Below are 18925 nucleotides of genomic sequence, written 5' to 3' on the forward strand. Positions count from 1 at the left end.
AGGCGGAGGTCATGCTAAACCGCCTGTGGCTCGATCTGACGCGACTTGCGCCGCCGCCCAATAACCTCGTCTTCGTGATCGATTGCGACGCGTGGGACGGCTATCCGACGCACAAGGCCGATCTGATGTCGTTCCTGAAGACGCAATCCATCCGCAATCTCGTCACGGTTACCGGCGATCTGCACGCGTTCCAGTGCGGCATCGTGCGCGACGTGCCCGATCCGGTGAACGGCACGCCCGTTGCCGTCGAACTCATGACGGCGGGCATCAGCAGCCGGCCTTTCTTCGTCGACGTGCAGCAGGGCGCGGCAGGCACACCGGTTGCGCCGCTGACGTCTTCGCCGATAGCCTTCGACCAGTTCCTGCAACAGAACAACCCCGATTTGCTATATGCCGATCATGACGGCAACGGCTATGCTTCAGCAACCGTGACGCCGGGCCAGTTCGTCGCGATCTTCAATAAGGTGAAAGGGTTGAACAGCGACGGCAGCGCACCGGCCGCGCCGCTCGCACCCGCAGCACCGATTGCCCGCGCGGCCTGTTAGCGTCCCGGATTCACGCGCCTGGTGGTCAGGAAGTCTCAATCGCGGACCGCCACAGTAACCACAATGAGCGCCGAGAAGATCAGCGCCGGGGCGAGATGCCGGAACGGCTCCCGGTTTCGCAGCAACGTGAAGAGCGCGCCAATCATGATCGCACCGGCCAGCGTTAGGCCTAAAACTCTGGTTTGCGGTCCAAGAAGAAGTGCTGCACTGAGTAGCTCGAGAACACCACAGAGCAAGTGAAACCATGCCGGGTAACCCCAGCGCGCGAAGTCGCGCTTCACCGCGCCGCGTCCTGCGAGATTGACCACCCCAGCAACCGCGAACAGAACCGCTACGATCGTCGCGAGAATCGTTTCGAAAGATCCAGTGTTTAGCGCCATCCTCACACCCCGTTGCTTAGCTGAAAGTGCTTCTGTACAGAGAGGTCCGCAATCAGGCCGGGGCCGTGGGGTTCCCACGCAAGAACTTGCCGCGCATGCTGACCGCTTACCGTCTGGTCGAGTGCCAGTGCGTCAGCAAATGGGCCAAGCGATTTGCGAGCATCGTCGAGCGGCCAAGATTCGACGCGATCGGCGCCGACCGAGGCCCGAATCGCTTCACCCATTTCGGCAACGGCAACGGCCTCTTCCGCGACCACGTTGAAGATCTGCCCCGCGACTCGACCATCCCCGCTTGCCGCCCGCTCCACCGCGCTCAGGTAAGCCGTGGCGAGATCATCGACGTGAACGGCAGGCCAGTGGTTGCGACCATCGCCGACGACTCTCACACTGCCGGTCTGACGGACCATGCCGGCAAGCATGCCGAAGATACCGCCGCCGTAACCGTGCACCACCGCCGGCCTAAGGATCACCGCGGCAATCGAGCGGCGTGCCGCCAGCGCCTGCACGCGTTGCTCCACTGCAGGCCGCCACGCGATGAGTGGTGTCGGGTTCAGCGCCGATGCTTCAGTCGCGGGCTCCCCTTCCGTATTGCCGTAGACCCAGGTGCCCGACGTATAGACGAACGCCGTGCCCGGATGCAAATGCGAAAGCATCGCTACAGCCGCGGCCTCATCGGCAGCAGCAGCGAAAGCATCGTTGGTCGACGCCATGTGCATCACGCCATCAGCGACACCGGCAGTCGCAGCAAAAGACTGTGGCTCACGCAAGTCGCCGCCATGCAGTTTCACGCCGAGACGTGCCAGCGCACTGGCGGCCGCCGAGCTCTCCTCGCGCACCAGTGCCGTCACCTGATGGCCGAGGCTGATTGCCTTGCGCGCGACCGCTTGCCCTATGAATCCAGTACCGCCTGTGATGAACAGTTTCAAAGCGTTCTCCAGTGATTGGTTGCGAACTTGAATGGCCACACAAACGAGACTCATCGGTCTCGTTTTGACAAATCTAAACGAGACTGACCAGTCTTGTCAACTACTCGACGATCTGTTATTTATCTCGCATGGACACTTCTTCCCTCCCCGACCTGAGCCCGCTGCAGCGCCGTAAGCGGTCCGCGATCCTCGACGGCGCGAAAACCATTTTTTTAAGTCAGGGTTTTGGCCTGGCAACGATGGACGACGTCGCCGCGGCCGCCGGCGTCGGCAAACAGACGGTCTACCGCCACTTCAAGTCGAAGGAGGCACTCTTCGTTGGTCTGGTGAGCTCGATGTGCGCTCAGGTGGGTGGACTTCTTGCCAACGCTCTGGACGAGCAATCCGATGGAACACCCGAAGTCGAGTTGCGCGAGTTGGGATGGGTGTTGGCGCAAAACCTTATCGCGCCGGATAATCTGCGGCTTTACCGGGCCATCGTTGCTGAGGCCGAGCGTCTTCCGGAACTCGGTCAGGTGTTTTACGAAAATGGTGCAAAGGTCGTGCGCGCCTTCGCCGCAAAAATTCTGCGCAAGCGATTTGACGAATCGACGGCCGCATTGCGGGCAGCGACATTCGTTCAGTTGGTGCTAGGCGACGCGTATCTGGAACTGTCAATTGGCTACACGGTGCCCGATGTTGAAGCGCGCTTTGCGCTGCAGATTGACGAGGCGGTGGAGGCTGCACTTCGCTAAGGAGCGCCACATAAGATGTCGAGCCACAGCATGCGGAGCGCAACAGCGTGTAGCGCGGGAAGCAAGACACCGCTCATCCGATTCCAAACGCATTCGCGCATCGGTTTCCGCATGATCCAGGCGCGCTTCTAAAATTGTGAATGTCGTTTTGCGGCCGAACATCGCCTCATGCGATGGGCATGTCTCCTGCAATCGGCAGTTGCTTTCCCATCTCGAACGCACGAAACCCTCTTTTAACGGCGACGGTGTCGTTAACTTTAGGCGCTCGCCGATAAGGCCGGTAATGCTTTCATCAGAGGCGCATTCGCAAGCTGGCGCAAAACGAAGCTATTCGCGAGATGACGCAAACGATCGATGCTCTTGTCGCGCGCTGCGCAAGCGCAAAGAGCGCAATTGCAACCAGCGTGATCCGACTGATCCCACGCCTATCGATCAGTCTGCCAGCGACGGGCGTAGCAGTCGAGGCGAAGATCGACCCCAGCATGACCGCGACGGACATCACACCGCGAGTCCAGCCGAACTCCGCCGTGATGGGCTTCATCAGCATCGATGTCCAAAACTGCAAGACGGTGACGTTACCGACCTTCAGTCCCGGGAGCGAGCCAAACACGATCCAACAGCGGCTTCTGAACATCCCCATAAGATCAGGAATTACCCGATTGCCACAGGTCTGTTCGGCCCGCCGAATGAGCAGGCCGGCAATCATATCGTCATACGGTTCCCCGGTTCGACGGGCTCAAGCTCAGCCTTCCGCGTCGAGCCTCTCCTCATCAAGCCGATGAAATTCCGGCCGAACATTGATTCACTCAGCCATTAGCGATACCCTAAAATCGTTCGCGATCGTCGATTGCGGGTCAACCTGGAGACAACGTTTCGTGAAGCGAGCGTGGGAACTCTCCTGCATCATCGCCTTGAGCGCGATTCTCAGCGGATGCGGCAAGGACGGATCGCAGAGCACTACTCAGGAACCGGGCGCATCCGCAAGTCAGGCGCTGGCTCAGCTTGGGCAGGCCGGGAGCGAGACACCCGCTGCATCGGGCGCGCAGGAAAGGAGCGTGCTGGCCGCCGTCACCAAGGCGCAGTTGCCGGGGGAAGCAGCCGAGACACTGCGTCTGATAAAAGCGGGCGGCCCTTTCCCTTTTTCCGAGGACGGTGTCCTGTTCCGCAACAGTGCGGTATTGCTGCCGCAGCATCCGCGCGGCTATTACCACACGTACACAGTTCGTACTCCTGGCTCGGCGGATCGCGGGCAGCGCCGCATCGTATGTGGTGGACCGCGTAGGCAGACCGGCGACTGCTATTACACCGACGATTACTACGCCAGTTTCAAACGCATTGCAGAATAGCTTAAGCCAGTAAAAACGCCCTGTGCTACCTATGACGTACGCTTCGGGGGCGTCGTGCTTTCAGAGACCGTGCCGCGATGGCACGATCAGTGGCGGAAGTAACGGGGACCGTCTGCTGCCGCCTCTTCCCGCCTATATTTCGGTCGACTCGGCACAGACCATGTCTGCCTCCCCTTTTGCTCAAAGTACGCCGGTTCAGTAGGTGCCTCCAGGCCGCTTCGACATACCCCTGTGTGGCTCGATGAAGACGTGTCCCAACACCCCGCGTACCAAACAAATATCGCGAGTCACAAAAGCTGACTGTGCCGGCGCTCCATCAATGTCGCGTTCGCTAACTTAATCAGGTCTCCTCGAGCGGGGGAACACCCGAGCTTCGACCACGACTAAGGTCTCTGCCGATGGGCCACCGGTGACATTGAATATCTCCTTGGCGAGGTTAAATAATTATTAATATTTTGGTTCTCAACATTTAATCCCGCCGCACTTGTCATTTTCTCCAGATCAATCAGAAAAATATCATAATTCGACGCTTATCGTTTCATTCAAAAAAAACAATTATCCTTCAAAACGACTAACACCTATCATCGCTCTCAACGGTACAGCCTGTCTGGCGAAGTCGGTCAAACAACCAATTTACGGATCGTTAATGACGAAAATTAATTCGCCACCAGTTTCGCTCAGGACACGCTGATCGTTCCACATAACGGTTTTATTTTTAATAGTTGGCTAACCGGCTGATCCCGGCATAACCGATTGAATTTCAGGCAGCGAAACAATCGCTTTATTTATTCAGTTTCCGCAACGGAGAGGAGCAAACCATGACTGATCTGTCACGACGTAAAATGTTGGTAGGCGCGGCCGCCTCGGCCGCAGCGCTCGGCGTTGCCGCAACAGCCAAGGCTGCCACGTTCGGCAATCCCGACCGGCCGGCCGAAGGTGAAATCAACGCCTTGAGCCCGACGAGCCGTACCGACCCTGGTCCTCAAAACCCCGCAATTGCTAATCAATTCCCGTCGTTCCAGAACCCGCCGGCTACCGACATCAATGGGATGCCGCTATTCTGGGCGTCGTTCAACAACGCGCACAAGCGCTACCAGAACGGCGGCTGGGCCCGTGAAGTTACACAGGATGACTTCGCAATTTCCGAAGACATCTCGGGCGTCAACATGCGCCTTGGAACCAACGGCACCCGCGAGATGCACTGGCACCAGCAGGCCGAGTGGGCCATCATGCTGGACGGCAAATGCCGCATTACCATCCTCGACGAGCAAGGCCGCCCGCAGGTAGCCGACGTCAAAACCGGCGATCTCTGGTATTTCCCTCCGGGTTTGCCGCACTCGCTGCAAGGCCTCGGACCTACAGGTGCGGAATTTCTGCTCGCGTTCGACAACGGCCGCGCATCGGAATTCAACACGCTTCTACTAACGGATTGGATTGCCCACACGCCGCCGGACGTCCTGGCCGCTAACTTCAACGTACCGGCCGACGCCTTCAAGAACATTCCGGTCGACAATCTGTGGATTTTCCAAGGTTCAGATCCGGGTCCGCTGCCAGCCGCGCAACGTTCAGTGGCGACACCTCTTGGCCTGCCGGAGCACCCGTTCATTTTCTCGCTGGGCGATATGGCGCCGACGAAGGAGACCAAGGGTGGATCGGTGCGGATTGCCGACAGTCGCAATTTCAAGGCCTCGGCAAACGTCGCAGCCGCCCTGGTTACGGTCAAGCCGGGTGGTATGCGCGAACTGCACTGGCACCCGAACGCGGACGAATGGCAGTACTACATCAAGGGCGAAGCCCGGATGACGGTATTCGATACGGGCCCGAAAGCGGCCACCGCGGACTTCCGCGCGGGCGACATCGGCTACGTAAAGAAGAGTCTCGGTCACTACGTGCAGAACACGGGCAACACTGACCTCGTGTTCCTGGAAATCTTCAAGGCGGACCACTTCGCCGAAGTGTCGCTTTCCGACTGGCTGACGCACACGCCGCCGCGGATGATCATGGATCATCTGAACGTTACTGCGGAGACCATCGCTCGGTTCCCGAACAACCGTCCCGACGTTCTGCCGATTTAAATTGCAGTTGCCGTTCCTCTGCTCAGCCGCCGCCCGGGCATCAAGCTATCCGCCCCGGGCGGACCGTTGAGAAAGGTACAAAGCGAGAGCAATCGACTACCCGGTGGTTTCCGGCCAAGCCGACCGCACGGGTAGTATTCCATTGGCAATCAACTGGGAATCAAGGAGAAGGTGAGATGGGTTCAATAAGCATTTGGCATTGGCTAATCGTTGCGCTAATCGTCGCGCTGATTTTTGGCACGAAGAAACTGAGAACGGTCGGTGGCGATCTCGGATTAGCTGTCAAAGGCTTCAAGGATGGATTGCAGAGCGAACCGGCGAGTCCCACCGATGCGATGACTTCGTCGCTCGTTTCGAGCGACCAGCAACACGCAAGAGTTGGAGACGTCGCGAAAGTTGCAACGTCTCCGGTCCCGAACGATCACTGACCGAGGCGGCTCACCATGGGACCCGAAGAACCAGCGGGCCCAAACATTTCGTCGCGGCGCACGAATCGCTTTACGGCCAACTCCGGGAATACGCATCCACTGCAAGATAGCTTCTATGCAATGGCTGATAGAAACGCAGCTTCAGTGCCAACGTGGCTAAGCCTACCTATCCGTGTTGAACCTTCTTCGAGCAGAAAGTGCTTAAATGCTTCGGCTACCGGAGAGAGTTGCTTATCCGCACGATGCACGATACGCCACTCTCGCACGATTGGAAGCCCAACTACATCAAGCACGACAAGCATTCCCGCCTTCAGTTCAAGATCGACGGTATGCGCGGACAAGAAGCTGATGCCCATTCCCGCGATCACAGCCTGTTTGATCGTCTCAGTATTCTTGATCTCGATCGGCTCGCTATCCTTGTCGAACCCATCCGCTATCCCTTCCTCCATCACACCCCATGTGTCGGAGCCTTTCTCTCGAACGATAAAACGCTCCTTCGTCAGTTCGCAAACTGGAATCTCCCGCTTGTCCGCGAGTCGATGAGACGGCGACGCAACAATCAGGAATGGATGCGGTGCAAATGTCTCACTGACGATTCTCGGGTCTGCTGGCGCGCCGACCATCACGGCGAGGTCGATGCGATTCTCGTCGAGTTGATTCAACAACTGATCCCGATTCTCGACTGCCAGTTCCAACTTGACTCCCAGATTCTTCTCGTTGAAGTGGGCAAGCAAGCGCGGGAAGAAATAGCCGCCGGCACTGACCACGCCGATGTTCAGGCTACCACCGTTCATACCCCTCAGCCGTGCCAGTGCCTCCTCCACCACACGGAAGCGTTCGATGATCGCTCGCGTGTGATGCACCATTTCTCGTCCCGCGGGCGTAAGGAAGATTCGTTTGCCGAGTTGTTCGAACAGCGCGACACCTGCGTGCTCCTCCAGATGTTTGATCTGCGTAGAAACGGCCGGCTGCGAAAGATTTAACTCGTCCGCCGCTCGCGAGAAGCTTAGGCGCCGAGCTACGGTTTCAAAGGTTTTTAGCTGACGCAGAGTCGCATTTTTCACAATAGTTTCGCCAAAATTTATGAACGCGCCGAGAATATGAGGCGCCTCCAACACGCCACACTCCCGAACCGGCAGTTGAGGCAAATTCGATGCACCCTCTTGCCGGCGCGCTGTGACGGCTGCCATGCCACGATCGTGGGAGTCCAGGAATACGCCTTAGCATAGACCGCAAGGGACTGTCGGCGTATATCGCGAACATTGCGAATGTTTCATGTTTGCCGCCTCCAGCTTATGCAATACGGCCGCCGCGATCGTAATTCGGGACCTCTGCGTCAGCGAGGAACGGGACGAAATGCGCGACTCTCCCCCAACATCACAACGGCCACGGAGATCGTGCCCCGAATTAGCCAGCGAATCTTTATCGCAAGTCCAGGCGCGCGTAATCAACGGGTAAGGTTCGATGCCCAATCCCCACAACGCGGAAATATTGTGCCGACGCCACAGTGCGAAGCTACTGCGCAGGGCTCCGTCGCTATTCGACGGTGCGAGCCCTCGCAAAGTCACTGTGCTTCTTTTCTCGTCCCCAATGTGTGCTCTCTGTCCAGTGCAGGACCGCACTAACCTTGTCTCCGGTTCCAGCGATATAGCCCTCGGAAATGCTGGAACCCTTAGCCGACCGTTTCACGGTCGGCCCTTTTTTGCGTGTAGCCAGTGAATGACGCCGCAGCGCTTTGTGCGGTGCGGCTAACGTATGCGGCCGCACGAACGTGCGTTTAACCCGAGGCGGCCCTAACGCCCACCGATCACTTTTCGCCTGGCAGAACTCTTGTGATGTCGTTTTCGCTTCCAGTTACCGTCCGTCTTTCTAATCACGACGTCGCAAATACGTCGCTCGATGCAGAGACTGCAGCGCTCCACATGGATTCGTGTCGGCCGCGTCCAGCTTTGTCGTCCACGGCAGGATTGCCGTGGGATTCCAACCAACCGCCAATGTCGCGCCGTTTTACCGCTCTTGTGCGCGTTGATCTGGCCATCCGGTTGTCCGCAACACACCCACCAATCGATCGCTTAGCCGAGACATGGCCCGCAAAGCAAAATCTGACATTGCAGGACTTTTTACGGTTCGAAGGTGATACATGCGGGGGACGCACGAGATGACCATGTCGCGCGTGCTGACAATCGAAGACGACGAGATCATGGGAAACGAGATCGTTCGGGAACTGCAGAGCCGCGGATACTCGGTCGATTGGGTGGACGGCGGTCAGGAGGGTATGGTACGGGCGATCAGCGCCGAGTATGACCTGATTACCCTGGACCGTATGCTGCCTGGCATCGACGGGCTGACTATCCTGACCACCATGCGCGGCGTCGGCATCCGTACGCCCGTGCTGATGCTCAGCGCGCTGGGCGATGTCGATGAACGCGTGCGCGGCCTGCGAGCAGGCGGTGACGACTACCTGACCAAGCCGTTCGATCCCGACGAGATGGCCGCGCGTCTGGAGGCACTGTTGCGCCGTAACCAGGCGCCGGGCACTCAGGCTCAGACAACGCTGTCGGTGGGGCCGCTCGAACTCGACCTGATCTCCCGCAAGATGCGACGCGACGGCGAAGAGATTGAACTGTTGCCCACCGAATATCGTGTGCTCGAAATCCTGATGCGCAACGCCGGAAAGACCGTCACGCGAACAATGCTCTTCGAAACCGTCTGGGGTTACCACTTCGATCCAGGTACCAACCTGATTGACGTGCACATGGGTCGGTTGCGCAAGAAGCTCGACCCGTCCGGAGCGAAACCACTGATCAAGACCGTACGCGGCGCCGGCTATATTCTTGAATGAGAACTACCTTGGTGGACGTTTCACTTCTGACGCCATTGCCCCTGCGGTGGCGATGGCACTCAACGACATTCCGGCTGATGACCGCCTACACGGTGCTCTTTTCGGTTTCTGTCATGTTGCTGATCGGATTTATCGGCTGGATCGTGGCAGGCACCATGGAGCACGAAACCGACGTCGTAATGCACTGGCAACTGATCTATTTCGATTCGATGCCGCATGGCGATCTTGCAGAGGCCATCTATCGACGCATCGAGCACGAGCGCATGCACTCGAACTATTACGGCCTGTTCACTGCGGACGGTCAGCACGTTGCTGGCGACATCCTTGTCTTCCCGCCGGGACTACCGGTGAACCGCACTGGCGTAACGCTGGACAGCCTGGCGGTTGCAGGTGCAGGGCGAGCGCCAGTGGCGCGAGTCATGGCGGAGCAGCGCGGCGACGGCGAGAGGCTGGTGCTTGCCCGCGATCTTACCCACGTCCTGAGGATTCGCCAAAGGATCATCAACGCGCTCATCCTGGGTGGAATACTTTGCATGGTCACGGGCATCGCTGGTGGTTTCGCGTTGAGCCTGCGACAGTTGGGCCGCCTGAAAGCGATCCGGCACACGACACAAATGATTGCGCAGGGCGACCTCGGCCAGCGCCTGCCGACCGGAGGGCGCGACGAAATCGACATGCTGGTGCATCTGGTCAACCATATGCTCGAGGAAGTGGAACGTCTGATGAATGAGGTGAAGGGCGCCTGCGACGGTATCGCTCACGACCTGCGTACGCCACTCGCTCGCATGCACACTCTGCTTGGGCAGGTTGCGGAGCGCACCGGGGAACATGAGGACCGGGAACTGTCGCTTCTGGTGGAGCGGGCCCGCGTCGAGACGACTGCACTCCTCGACCGCTTCCGCGCTATGCTGCGCATCTCTGAAATTGGCACTCTACAGCGGCGCGGGGGCTTTGCCTCATTGCAACTCGAGACCCTGGTTCGTGAAGTTGGCGACCTTTACGAACCATTAGCGGAGAGTCGCTCGATTCAGTTCATCGTGCGAACGCGGGACGTCGGCACCATTCGCGCGGACCGCAACCTGTTGTTCGAGGCGCTGTGCAATCTGCTGGACAACGCTCTGAAGTTCACGCCGACTGGCGGAACAGTGCGGATTGAACTCAATCCGACGCCGGCCGGCCCCAAGGTGGAAGTGATCGACAATGGGCCGGGCATCCCACCGGCAGATCGTGACGCCGTGCTTCAACGCTTTTATCGAAGCGAACGCACTCAACATATCGCCGGTTCGGGACTAGGACTCAGCATTGTATCGACGGTCATGCGCGTGCACGACTTTACAATCAGGCTACATGATGCAGCGCCGGGTACCAGGGCAACCATTGAATGCTGGTCACGGATACTCGCCTGATTCGCGCGAACTCCACCTTCCATCGAGACCATCACTATATGCGCATTCTTCTCGTGTCACCTCAACATAGGGAGTCCGCTTGGCTATGCAAAGCATTTCGCGAAAGTGCGCATAGCCTGCGATGCTCGGATGACCTCCACGACGGCATTCTGACTGCTTCGACAGGATCGTTTGACGCGATAGTCCTAATGATCCTTGACCCCTCTTCGTATTCAGAGTTGGTAACGGCGTTACCTCAATTTGAAACCGCCGCCGAGGGCGCAGTGATTGTCGCGGTGCTCGGCGCCGCTAAATCCAGCGACAGAATTGCATCACTACGTGCTGGCGCAGATGCATGCTTTACCTATCCGTATTCGTATATCGAGATGCATGAGCGGATGCAGGTTTTGCATCGCACAACCACAGTTCGACGCCGGCGAAACCAGTTACCGCCCCCATTCCGACTTGATCCGCTAAAACGAGAGCTGGTCGACGGTAACCGGCGTCTCCCGCTCACCAAGAGAGAATATCTGGTACTTGAATGTTTGATGCGCCAGTTCGACGTACCTGTGCGGCACGATGAGTTGCTCCGCTACGCGTGGCCGGAAAAGGACGACATTGATTTGTCTACAGCGAGTCCTCTGGTTTGGCGCTTGCGCCGCAGACTCAAACAGCATTTGCCCGACATCAACATCGCCACCGTTAGCTGTTATGGCTATCAACTCACCAGAACACCGATTTGCGTACCAGCGTCCGCGCAAGATCCACGCTCCCAGCGCGCCGCAAACACTTGACCCGCAGTGCAAGCAAAAATAAATTCCAGAACGCGAAAGCACATCTGATTCCGGAAAAACCAAACTTAAAAAGCGGAGCGACGGCAGCCCAGGCGGGACGGTTCTGCGCAGTGTTAAACGCGCTGTCCCACCGGGCGAGTGCGTTCCCACCTGTTCACGAACCGAAATACGGCTGACAGAAATCGGGCGGACCGACGCAGCCGTCCGGACCATTTGGGCCAGCGCTGGCGCAGCCGGACAACAACAGCCCCACTGCCATACCGACGGCCACCAGACATACAGATCGCGTTATCAGCTTACGGATTTTCACTATGTTCTCCAGTACGTCAAAAATGAACGTGTACCTCGTCCCCGCCGTTGCAAGCTTGGCAGTCCACGGCCCTGCACGCAGGTGACCATGAGCAACACGCTGCTCGCGAGGCGGAACGCTGACCAGTCTGCTCAAACGCCTCTAGCCCTTCAGGACGCGATGCGCGCTTGAGATAGTCAGAGCCTCGCTGGTCAGGGATGCGCGTAGACGGTCGAGTTGAGATAAGCAAGTTGCCCGTCCTGCTCTGCATGGACCAGTTCCTGGTACACTTCAGCTCGCGTCTTCTCGTGCAGAGGCTGCCCATACGCGGGCAGCGACTGGCTTTGCGCCGTAGATTGATCGTTCGATGCGACCTGTGCGACAACGGACTTGCCTGGAACGTTCGATGGATTCGACTGCGCAAATGCCGAAGCAGTGGCGGTAGCGGCGAACATGGCAACAACAATCGTCAGGTATTTCATTTCAGTCATCCTTATAGCGTTAAGTCGATTTTCCGAAACATGATCTTTGAATCACTCATCGATCGGATAACAATAAGGATAACGAACGCGCTTTATCAGCACCATGCAACGAAGATGAAATCGCATTTAGTTTTCTTCCAGCAATGTGAGACTAATCGCGTTTCTCTCAACCAGGCCATACGAAACAGCGTTGTCGCCGGCAAGCGGCGGCAGACTCCAAGTTAGTTATTAAATTTTCTTTAACGATATCGACGCGATTGAAGTTCGTCGCACTCCAATGAGTGGTCCGCGGTCGTAGTGGTCTGCAACTGCACGCACTGCTCTAGCAGTTAAGGCCTGCGTCTTGCGGCTATGCAACCGCCAGCACCAAAGTTACCGCTCCTAGGCACCTGCGAGAAGCAAGGGCGGCAATCAAGGCCAATTTCGCAGATCCGGTCGACTACGACAACGGAGATCTTCGACATAAAGAATGTTTCACGGTTACGGAGAACGACTGTTACCCGCCGATTCTCATAATAGCGATGCGTGTGTGTATCTTCCCTCTGCGCTTATCGGCCAGGCTGCGTCCGCACAACTTCCAAGAATCGGAGTTTTTCGTGTTCAGTGAGATAAATTTCCACATCCCCGGACAGTTGCGCCCTCGGCAGCTCATTGGCATCGTTTTGTTCGTTGCCGGTGTCGCCGTCATGACAAGCGGCATAGTCAGCCGTCTTCACGAAGTACAGGGACTCGCCACGTGGCCTGCCTCACAAGCAATGCCTTCCCCGAACATGGTTCATACAGTAGCCGCGCATGCCGGCGGAGATTGATATCCGCACCGGCATGGTACGCATCAAATCGACTTCCCTTCCCCACAACGCTGCGTATTTGCGCGCTACCCTAAGCTCGGGGTAGCGCTCCGCTCGTCGCGGCGTCATTAAAAAAGCCGTTGACCATGCCGCCGTTAGCTGCCACTTCTCTTCTCAGCTGTCGCACTGGGTTGTCTGCTAACGAACAGCCGTGCCGCGATGATTCCAGCTTCGTACAGGACGATCAATGGAACGGCGAGAATCAGCTGGGAAAAGACGTCGGGCGGCGTCACCACGGCAGACACGACGAATGCCGCGACAACCACATAGGGGCGGATTTCCTTGAGCTTAGCGACAGTCAGTAAGCCGAGCCGCACCAGCAGTATCACGAAGATCGGGACCTCAAACGTGACGCCGAACGCAAGAAACATCGTCATCACGAAACTAAGGTAGTTGTCGACGTCGGTGTTCATTGCTGCGCCCAATGGCGCGTTGTAGTGCGCCATGACGCGAAAAATCGTCGGAAACACGACGAAGTACGCGAACGCCATCCCGCAGAGGAACAGCGTGTAGCTGGTTCCGACGAGCGGCGCGACCAGCTTTTTCTCGTTCTGGTAAAGACCGGGGGCGACGAACGCCCAGATCTGATACAGCACAAACGGCAATGCGATCACGAACGCCACGAGCATCGTCACTTTCATCGGCACAAAGAATGAGCCTGTGACATCGGTGACGATCAACTTGCCATCCTTCGGAAGGTTCATCATCAACGGGCGGGCGAGCAGCTTGAATATGTCGGGAGCCCAATAGACGAGTCCGAGAAACACAACAATGATGGCCATGCTTGCGCGGATCAAGCGGTCGCGTAGTTCGACGAGATGCGACACGAAGGTTAATTCTGATCCTTCTACCCGGGCTTGCTGAAGTTGGCTCATACCGGCCCTCGATTAAAAAGTAGGAAGCTAGACATTGAAAAATCTTTCTCTGACGGCTGGATATGCCGACGGGTGGCGAGCCACGCGAGCAGCAACCGATTGCACGTGCCTACGGCGTGCGGCGGTGCGCTTGTACCAGGTCGGCGTGACCGCCTGCTTCCCACGCCAGTTCCTGCACCTGGTTCCCGTGGCGGTATCACCGCGCCACGAGGCGACATCCGGCGGGGCTGACAATGGAAGCGGTGCTGCAGCTTGCTCGGCCTCCGGCGATTGCGTAGAACCGCCATTCCACGCAACCTCGAGATCCGCCTTCTGTTCACGCAGATTCTCATGAATGGCATTCTCGATGTTCGTCGCGGCCACCGCAAACTCGCTCTTCACCTTCTGCAGTTCATTGAGTTCGATCTCGCGCGTGACTTCGTCTTTCACGTCGCTGATATAGCGCTGCGCCCGCCCAAGGAGCGCTCCGGCCGTGCGCGCTACGCGTGGTAGCCGCTCCGGCCCCAGTACGACCAGCGCAACCACGCCGATGACTGCCATCTTGGTAAGACCTAGATCAAGCATGGAGATGTCCCGTCAGCACATGACTGTTTGTCGTTCAATGAATTTCGCCGGGCTCAAAGGTTTCTTCGGTCTCGACCTCAACTGTTTAGTTTCGCGGCGACTCTGCGCGCTCGGCATGAGTCGCTGTCTCGACTTCCTTTATGCCTTCCTTGAAGCCTTTTACCGCGCCACCCAAATCGCCGCCAATGGTCCGAAGCTTTTTCGTACCGAAAACCAGCGCGACAAGCACCAGAACAATCAGCCAATGCCAGATACTTAGTGAACCCATTAAGACTCTCCTTGATCCCGCCGCATTAATTTTGTGCGGCGAGAGTTTGATTTGACCAGGCGGTCGAATGCGAAGCGCTTGTGCACTTCAATGGAACAGCGAATGTCGAGGCAGACAAGCCCTGCACTTTACTGATCGTGCCGGGCACGAGACAGTGCCACGCCCGCCGCCGCTACAGCAGCAAGAAGCGTTGTCACATTGCCCTGCGTATTACATCTTACGTATTGGCTACTTTCTGTTTGACATAGCCTGTCAGCCACCATGAAAGCCGGGGATGCTCACACCAAACGTTTGCAGAATCAGAACGATGTTGAGCACAAAAATTACCGAAGTTCCAAGAATCGCCGCCGCGCTAACCAGCCGGCCGGTGGCGAACACCCCCATGATGTCGCGCCTGCGGGTAAAGATCACCAGCGCAATCATCGGCATGGGAAGGGCAAGACTCAGGACCACCTGACTATAGACCAGTGCATTAGTGGCATTCACGCCCAACGCGACCACCACGAAGGCCGGCGCCATCGTCAGTAAGCGGCGAAGCAACACAGGAATATGAAAGCCGACAAAACCCTGCATGATCATTTGCCCCGCCATCGTTCCCACGACCGAACTGGAAACGCCGGACGCAAGGAGCGAAACGAGGAAAATCGCGGCAGCCCCTGCGCCGAGCAACGGCGTCAACGTATGGTAAGCCGTTTCAATTTCCGCAATGTCGGGATGGCCCACGTGAAATGCAGCGGACGCCATCACAACCATCGCCATATTGACGAGGCCTGCAAGCGTGAGCGCAATAATCACCTCACGATTGGAGAAACGCACCAGCTTACGGCGTGCATCCTCGGTACGTGCAGGCGCGCGGTTCTGGGTCAGGCCAGAGTGCAGATAGATGGCGTGCGGCATGACGGTGGCGCCGATAATCCCGACTGCGACTGTGACCGCCTGGCTCGAATGCAACGTTGGCACGAAGGTCCCACGCGCGGCTGCGGCCCACGTCACATGAACCATGAACAGTTCAACGAGATAGCACATGGCAATTGCCGCAACGAGCCCCCCGATGATCAGCTCGATTGGTCGGAATCCCTGCCTTTCAGCCAGTAATATCGCGTAGGTCACCACTCCTGTTACTACCATGCCGTCGATCAACGGCAGGTGAAACAGGAGCGACAAGCCAATTGCCCCGCCAAGGAACTCCGCCAGATCCGTTGCCATCGCGGCAATTTCACTGACGCCCCACATTGCATAGACCACCGGCATCGGGAAATGCTCGCGGCACATCTCAGCGAGATTCCGATTGGTCACGATACCGAGTCTGGCTGACAGCGCCTGGAACAGCATGGCAATGACGTTCGCTGCCACGACAACCCAGAGCAGGGAATAGCCATACCGTGCGCCCGCTTGCAGGTTCGTGGCGAAGTTGCCCGGGTCCATGTAGGCGATTGATGCCACGACAGCTGGACCGGCAAATATCAATTTGCTGAGACCGCCAGCCCTTCGACCGGCCAGCACTTCATTGATTGCGCTTACCGTCCGATCCGACAACCTTAGCGGGACTTGTCCACTATTCATTATCAAATCCTCTTAGAAACTCACCGTCAGAAACGGGCGTCGGACGAGCAACCGACCGTCACGGCCTGGTTGTTTCAAAACGCGACGACCGCGCATGGATTCAGTTAAAGGTGAGGATATGTGCGAGACAATGGAACAGGAATGGCGTGATTATGAAAAAAAGTTAATCGTGCAACCGATGGAGCAGATCGTCGGTTCGCGATCCAGGCGGGGCGTTTTGCGCATGACGTAATTCACGCGCGTCAGCCCCGCCCGCTAATCACTTGATGGTGGTGTAAAAAGGCGCGTCCTTATCGAGCAACGCCGTGCGGATAAAATGTAGATAGCTAAGAATTCGTTGCATTCGATCACGCTTTTCACGATTCTCGCCCAACTCGCCGAGTAGGAACTGCGCTATCCGGATCGCCGCTTCGACTGACGCCAGTGCTCGCGTGAGTCGAGCCGTGTCCGGCCGCTCGAATAGGTCTGCCAGATCTCGACTCACCGAATCCAGCACTGTGTCCCATCCCGGTTGCAATCGCGCTGCGTATGGCATATCGACCGTCTCGTTCCGAAGATCGATGACCGAGTTTCCCACCTCAAGAAGAACGAGCATCCATCGTAATGTATCGCGATGCTGTTCGGAGCGTTTCATCAGTAGGATTCGCAACTGGAACATCAGATCGTGCGTGCTCGACTGAAACTTCTGGTTGAGTCCGACGAGCGCGCCCTCACATGCGAGCGCCATCTGTCGCCGCAGATCCCGCTTGATCTTTTCAATCCGCCACGACATCTGCGTCGGGAAAATCACTGCAAAGACGATGCAGGATACGAGCATGCCCGCGACCACGGCGATGCCGTTATTGATGATGAGATCCGGTGTATAGACGACTACGTTGTCCGGACCGCCCAGCAGACAAAAAAAAATGCCAAAAGCGGTCCCATAGCCAGCAGCGCCAGGCCGCATCGACAGAAACGCACCGAGGCCAAGCAAAGGCGTCAGTACAGCGCACAGCAGCGGAAACCCTTCGATATTCGGATATACGAAGCAGGTAAAGACGTATCCCACCACAGTTGCAAAGGCCACACCCACCGCCATTTGCGCAGCAACCTTAGACGTGTTTGGCGCTGTGGAAGTGAGCGCGCACGTGACCGCGGCCCCAATCACAGCGAAGCCGCCGCTCGGCCAGTTAGTCGCGATCCAGAATGCCCCTACTGCCCCGACCGCCACCACCGTCCGCAAGAACGTAAACGCGACTGCATACGCGTTGGTCTTGACGACCTGTCTTGTCACAGATCGCTCGAGCACATGCTTCTGGTCAATCAGCGACGCGTATGTTTCTGTATAGCGCTGGAATTCCTCGACAAAACGATAAAGAAGCTCCATCGTCGTATCGAAGTCGAGCAATAGTTCCGGCACAGCCGTCTCCAGCGAGCGCCGCGTCTCGCGTGCACGTGTCGGCAACGTTGTCCGGAAGCGATCGAGTTCAATCGCCGCCCTCGCCGCCCGCGCTTCGTCGGGTTTCATCGGATCTTTCCGACTGACTAGCAAACCCGAAAGCTCGCCAAAATATGGCCGCACAGCTTCCATAACCAGTCTTGCTCGCCCCGTTCGCATGCGGTTCGACAGTTGATGAAGCGCGTGCAAACGCGTGCAAGCGTTCATGAATTCGCTATTGAGTCGAGCTAGCCGTCTGGTTCGGACGCGTGTGTTCGGATCCTCGAAAGAGGCAAACCCGCGGGCCCCCTCGAATCCCACAATCTGATCGACCAGATCGGCAAACCGACCTTCGTAAACGTCGCTTTCAACCCGCTCGGCGAGAACGCTCGCGGCGAAGACAGAAAAGTTGGTATAGCGTGTGCGCAGGATGTTCCGCAATACGGTGCTTGATCGCAGCGGTAGAACCAACGCGCTGACTGCGCTGGAACAAAGAATACCGATCGTGACTTCGGCGGCGCGTGTCATTGCGCCCATAAACAGACCGCCTGGCTCCATGACCGTTGGAATGCCAATCAGTGCAGCGGTGTATCCCGCGAGCACGAATGCGTACCACTGAAAATGGCGATACCGGAGCGCAGCAGCAGTACAGGCACCGATCCATACCGTTATCCCCAGCATATAGAGTTCGGGCTGTTGCGCGAAAATCCCGCCTAGCATCAGTGCGGCGACCATCCCGAGCGTGGTCCCAACGACTCGATAGAAACTTTTTGCCAGAACCATGCCACCGAACGGCTGCATCAGGACGACCACAGTGGCCATCGCGGTGCGCGGGCTCGACAATTCCAGTAGCATCGCAATGCCCAACGCGAGCAACGCGGCGGTCGCAGTTTTCAGCAGATATAGCCAGACGCCGCCGTCGCCAGCGATCCACGCTGCGGCACCTATCCTTGTCGCGCGCACCCAGACAGACAATCGGGAAAATCCGGCCGGGGTTCGGCGTGCCACTTTCTCGTCGGTTATAAACACAAAATCCTTCCCTCGCGCGGGTGTTCATCACCCGGGGCTCATCATAGGCAGGAGCATAAGGTGGAGCGCCCGGCGCTGAAGAGCACAAATAGGCGGACCTGCCCCGAATACAGTCATCGGCTCTTTTGAATTGTC

At 57.6% G+C, this 18925-nt stretch carries 18 protein-coding genes; 8 read left to right on the plus strand and 10 right to left on the minus strand.

The window, feature by feature from the left end; genetic code table 11:
• Window positions 1-11 precede the first annotated feature (11 nt).
• Window positions 12-545, plus strand: coding sequence for an alkaline phosphatase D family protein (locus RI103_RS36015; protein ID WP_310818823.1), 534 nt, complete (start codon window positions 12-14; stop codon window positions 543-545).
• 35 nt (window positions 546-580) lie between these two features.
• Here the strand turns inward: RI103_RS36015 and RI103_RS36020 are convergent, their stop codons facing one another.
• Together RI103_RS36020 and RI103_RS36025 are read right to left on the minus strand one after the other, a co-directional pair.
• Window positions 581-925: a DoxX family protein gene (locus RI103_RS36020; RefSeq protein ID WP_310818824.1), complete on the minus strand. Its 345-nt coding sequence runs from the start codon at window positions 923-925 to the stop codon at window positions 581-583.
• 2 nt (window positions 926-927) lie between these two features.
• Window positions 928-1851, minus strand: a complete 924-nt coding sequence (locus tag RI103_RS36025) for an NAD-dependent epimerase/dehydratase family protein (protein ID WP_310818825.1) — start codon at window positions 1849-1851, stop codon at window positions 928-930.
• 128 nt (window positions 1852-1979) lie between these two features.
• On the opposite strand from RI103_RS36025, the gene RI103_RS36030 reads away from it, so the two are divergent.
• Window positions 1980-2585 carry a TetR/AcrR family transcriptional regulator gene (locus RI103_RS36030; protein ID WP_310818826.1) on the plus strand — a complete coding sequence of 202 codons (606 nt, stop codon included), beginning with the start codon at window positions 1980-1982 and terminating at the stop codon, window positions 2583-2585.
• 292 nt (window positions 2586-2877) lie between these two features.
• On the opposite strand, the gene RI103_RS36035 is transcribed toward RI103_RS36030, so the two are convergent.
• Window positions 2878-3291, minus strand: coding sequence for a hypothetical protein (locus tag RI103_RS36035; RefSeq protein WP_310818827.1), 414 nt, complete (start codon window positions 3289-3291; stop codon window positions 2878-2880).
• A 169-nt stretch (window positions 3292-3460) separates the two neighbouring features.
• On the opposite strand from RI103_RS36035, the gene RI103_RS36040 reads away from it, so the two are divergent.
• The 3 genes from RI103_RS36040 to tatA (RI103_RS36050) all read left to right on the plus strand — a co-directional run bounded on the left by RI103_RS36040 (window position 3461) and on the right by tatA (RI103_RS36050) (window position 6434).
• The gene (locus RI103_RS36040) at window positions 3461-3931 is read left to right on the plus strand and encodes a ribonuclease (RefSeq protein ID WP_310819392.1); all 471 of its coding nucleotides are present in this window, start codon (window positions 3461-3463) and stop codon (window positions 3929-3931) included.
• 818 nt (window positions 3932-4749) lie between these two features.
• Window positions 4750-6006, plus strand: a complete 1257-nt coding sequence (locus tag RI103_RS36045; protein WP_310818828.1) for an oxalate decarboxylase family bicupin — start codon at window positions 4750-4752, stop codon at window positions 6004-6006.
• Window positions 6007-6182: 176 nt separating this feature from the next.
• Entirely contained in the window at window positions 6183-6434 is a 252-nt protein-coding gene (gene tatA, locus RI103_RS36050) for a Sec-independent protein translocase subunit TatA (RefSeq protein WP_310818829.1), read from the plus strand.
• A gap of 113 nt (window positions 6435-6547) precedes the next feature.
• On the opposite strand, the gene RI103_RS36055 is transcribed toward tatA (RI103_RS36050), so the two are convergent.
• The gene (locus RI103_RS36055) at window positions 6548-7498 is read right to left on the minus strand and encodes a LysR family transcriptional regulator (RefSeq protein ID WP_310819393.1); all 951 of its coding nucleotides are present in this window, start codon (window positions 7496-7498) and stop codon (window positions 6548-6550) included.
• Between the two features lie 1100 nt (window positions 7499-8598).
• On the opposite strand from RI103_RS36055, the gene RI103_RS36060 reads away from it, so the two are divergent.
• From RI103_RS36060 to RI103_RS36070, 3 genes are all read left to right on the plus strand, one after another.
• On the plus strand, window positions 8599-9276 hold the full coding sequence (locus RI103_RS36060) for a response regulator transcription factor (RefSeq protein ID WP_310818830.1): 678 nt from the start codon (window positions 8599-8601) through the stop codon (window positions 9274-9276).
• A gap of 77 nt (window positions 9277-9353) precedes the next feature.
• Window positions 9354-10682: a HAMP domain-containing sensor histidine kinase gene (locus RI103_RS36065; protein WP_310818831.1), complete on the plus strand. Its 1329-nt coding sequence runs from the start codon at window positions 9354-9356 to the stop codon at window positions 10680-10682.
• Between the two features lie 188 nt (window positions 10683-10870).
• Window positions 10871-11455 (plus strand): winged helix-turn-helix domain-containing protein, encoded by a 585-nt coding sequence (locus RI103_RS36070; protein ID WP_310818832.1) that lies wholly within the window; start codon window positions 10871-10873, stop codon window positions 11453-11455.
• 501 nt (window positions 11456-11956) lie between these two features.
• Here RI103_RS36070 and RI103_RS36075 read toward each other — a convergent pair.
• From RI103_RS36075 to RI103_RS36100, 6 genes are all read right to left on the minus strand, one after another.
• Window positions 11957-12226 (minus strand): DUF4148 domain-containing protein, encoded by a 270-nt coding sequence (locus tag RI103_RS36075; RefSeq protein ID WP_310818833.1) that lies wholly within the window; start codon window positions 12224-12226, stop codon window positions 11957-11959.
• 943 nt (window positions 12227-13169) lie between these two features.
• Window positions 13170-13949: a twin-arginine translocase subunit TatC gene (gene tatC / locus RI103_RS36080; protein ID WP_310818834.1), complete on the minus strand. Its 780-nt coding sequence runs from the start codon at window positions 13947-13949 to the stop codon at window positions 13170-13172.
• A gap of 27 nt (window positions 13950-13976) precedes the next feature.
• A complete protein-coding gene (tatB, locus tag RI103_RS36085; protein WP_310818835.1) occupies window positions 13977-14513 on the minus strand; it encodes a Sec-independent protein translocase protein TatB in 537 nt (178 codons plus the stop codon).
• A gap of 85 nt (window positions 14514-14598) precedes the next feature.
• The gene (gene tatA, locus RI103_RS36090) at window positions 14599-14781 is read right to left on the minus strand and encodes a Sec-independent protein translocase subunit TatA (RefSeq protein WP_310818836.1); all 183 of its coding nucleotides are present in this window, start codon (window positions 14779-14781) and stop codon (window positions 14599-14601) included.
• Window positions 14782-15033: 252 nt separating this feature from the next.
• Window positions 15034-16344: an Nramp family divalent metal transporter gene (locus tag RI103_RS36095; RefSeq protein ID WP_310818837.1), complete on the minus strand. Its 1311-nt coding sequence runs from the start codon at window positions 16342-16344 to the stop codon at window positions 15034-15036.
• A gap of 259 nt (window positions 16345-16603) precedes the next feature.
• A complete protein-coding gene (locus tag RI103_RS36100; RefSeq protein ID WP_409077070.1) occupies window positions 16604-18784 on the minus strand; it encodes an FUSC family protein in 2181 nt (726 codons plus the stop codon).
• Window positions 18785-18925: the final 141 nt, after the last annotated feature.

The sequence above is a fragment of the Paraburkholderia sp. FT54 genome, assembly GCF_031585635.1.
Lineage (GTDB): Bacteria > Pseudomonadota > Gammaproteobacteria > Burkholderiales > Burkholderiaceae > Paraburkholderia.

Excerpts from the sequence above, each read along its gene's own strand:
- RI103_RS36015 (WP_310818823.1), top strand. The coding sequence starts at position 12 with ATGCTAAACCGCCTGTGGCTCGATCTGACGCGACTTGCGCCGCCGCCC.
- RI103_RS36020 (WP_310818824.1), bottom strand. The coding sequence starts at position 925 with ATGGCGCTAAACACTGGATCTTTCGAAACGATTCTCGCGACGATCGTA.
- RI103_RS36030 (WP_310818826.1), top strand. The coding sequence starts at position 1,980 with ATGGACACTTCTTCCCTCCCCGACCTGAGCCCGCTGCAGCGCCGTAAG.
- RI103_RS36035 (WP_310818827.1), bottom strand. The coding sequence starts at position 3,291 with ATGATTGCCGGCCTGCTCATTCGGCGGGCCGAACAGACCTGTGGCAAT.
- RI103_RS36045 (WP_310818828.1), top strand. The coding sequence starts at position 4,750 with ATGACTGATCTGTCACGACGTAAAATGTTGGTAGGCGCGGCCGCCTCG.
- tatA (WP_310818829.1), top strand. The coding sequence starts at position 6,183 with ATGGGTTCAATAAGCATTTGGCATTGGCTAATCGTTGCGCTAATCGTC.
- RI103_RS36060 (WP_310818830.1), top strand. The coding sequence starts at position 8,599 with ATGTCGCGCGTGCTGACAATCGAAGACGACGAGATCATGGGAAACGAG.
- RI103_RS36065 (WP_310818831.1), top strand. The coding sequence starts at position 9,354 with ATGACCGCCTACACGGTGCTCTTTTCGGTTTCTGTCATGTTGCTGATC.
- RI103_RS36070 (WP_310818832.1), top strand. The coding sequence starts at position 10,871 with ATGATCCTTGACCCCTCTTCGTATTCAGAGTTGGTAACGGCGTTACCT.
- RI103_RS36075 (WP_310818833.1), bottom strand. The coding sequence starts at position 12,226 with ATGAAATACCTGACGATTGTTGTTGCCATGTTCGCCGCTACCGCCACT.
- tatC (WP_310818834.1), bottom strand. The coding sequence starts at position 13,949 with ATGAGCCAACTTCAGCAAGCCCGGGTAGAAGGATCAGAATTAACCTTC.
- tatB (WP_310818835.1), bottom strand. The coding sequence starts at position 14,513 with ATGCTTGATCTAGGTCTTACCAAGATGGCAGTCATCGGCGTGGTTGCG.
- tatA (WP_310818836.1), bottom strand. The coding sequence starts at position 14,781 with ATGGGTTCACTAAGTATCTGGCATTGGCTGATTGTTCTGGTGCTTGTC.
- RI103_RS36095 (WP_310818837.1), bottom strand. The coding sequence starts at position 16,344 with ATGAATAGTGGACAAGTCCCGCTAAGGTTGTCGGATCGGACGGTAAGC.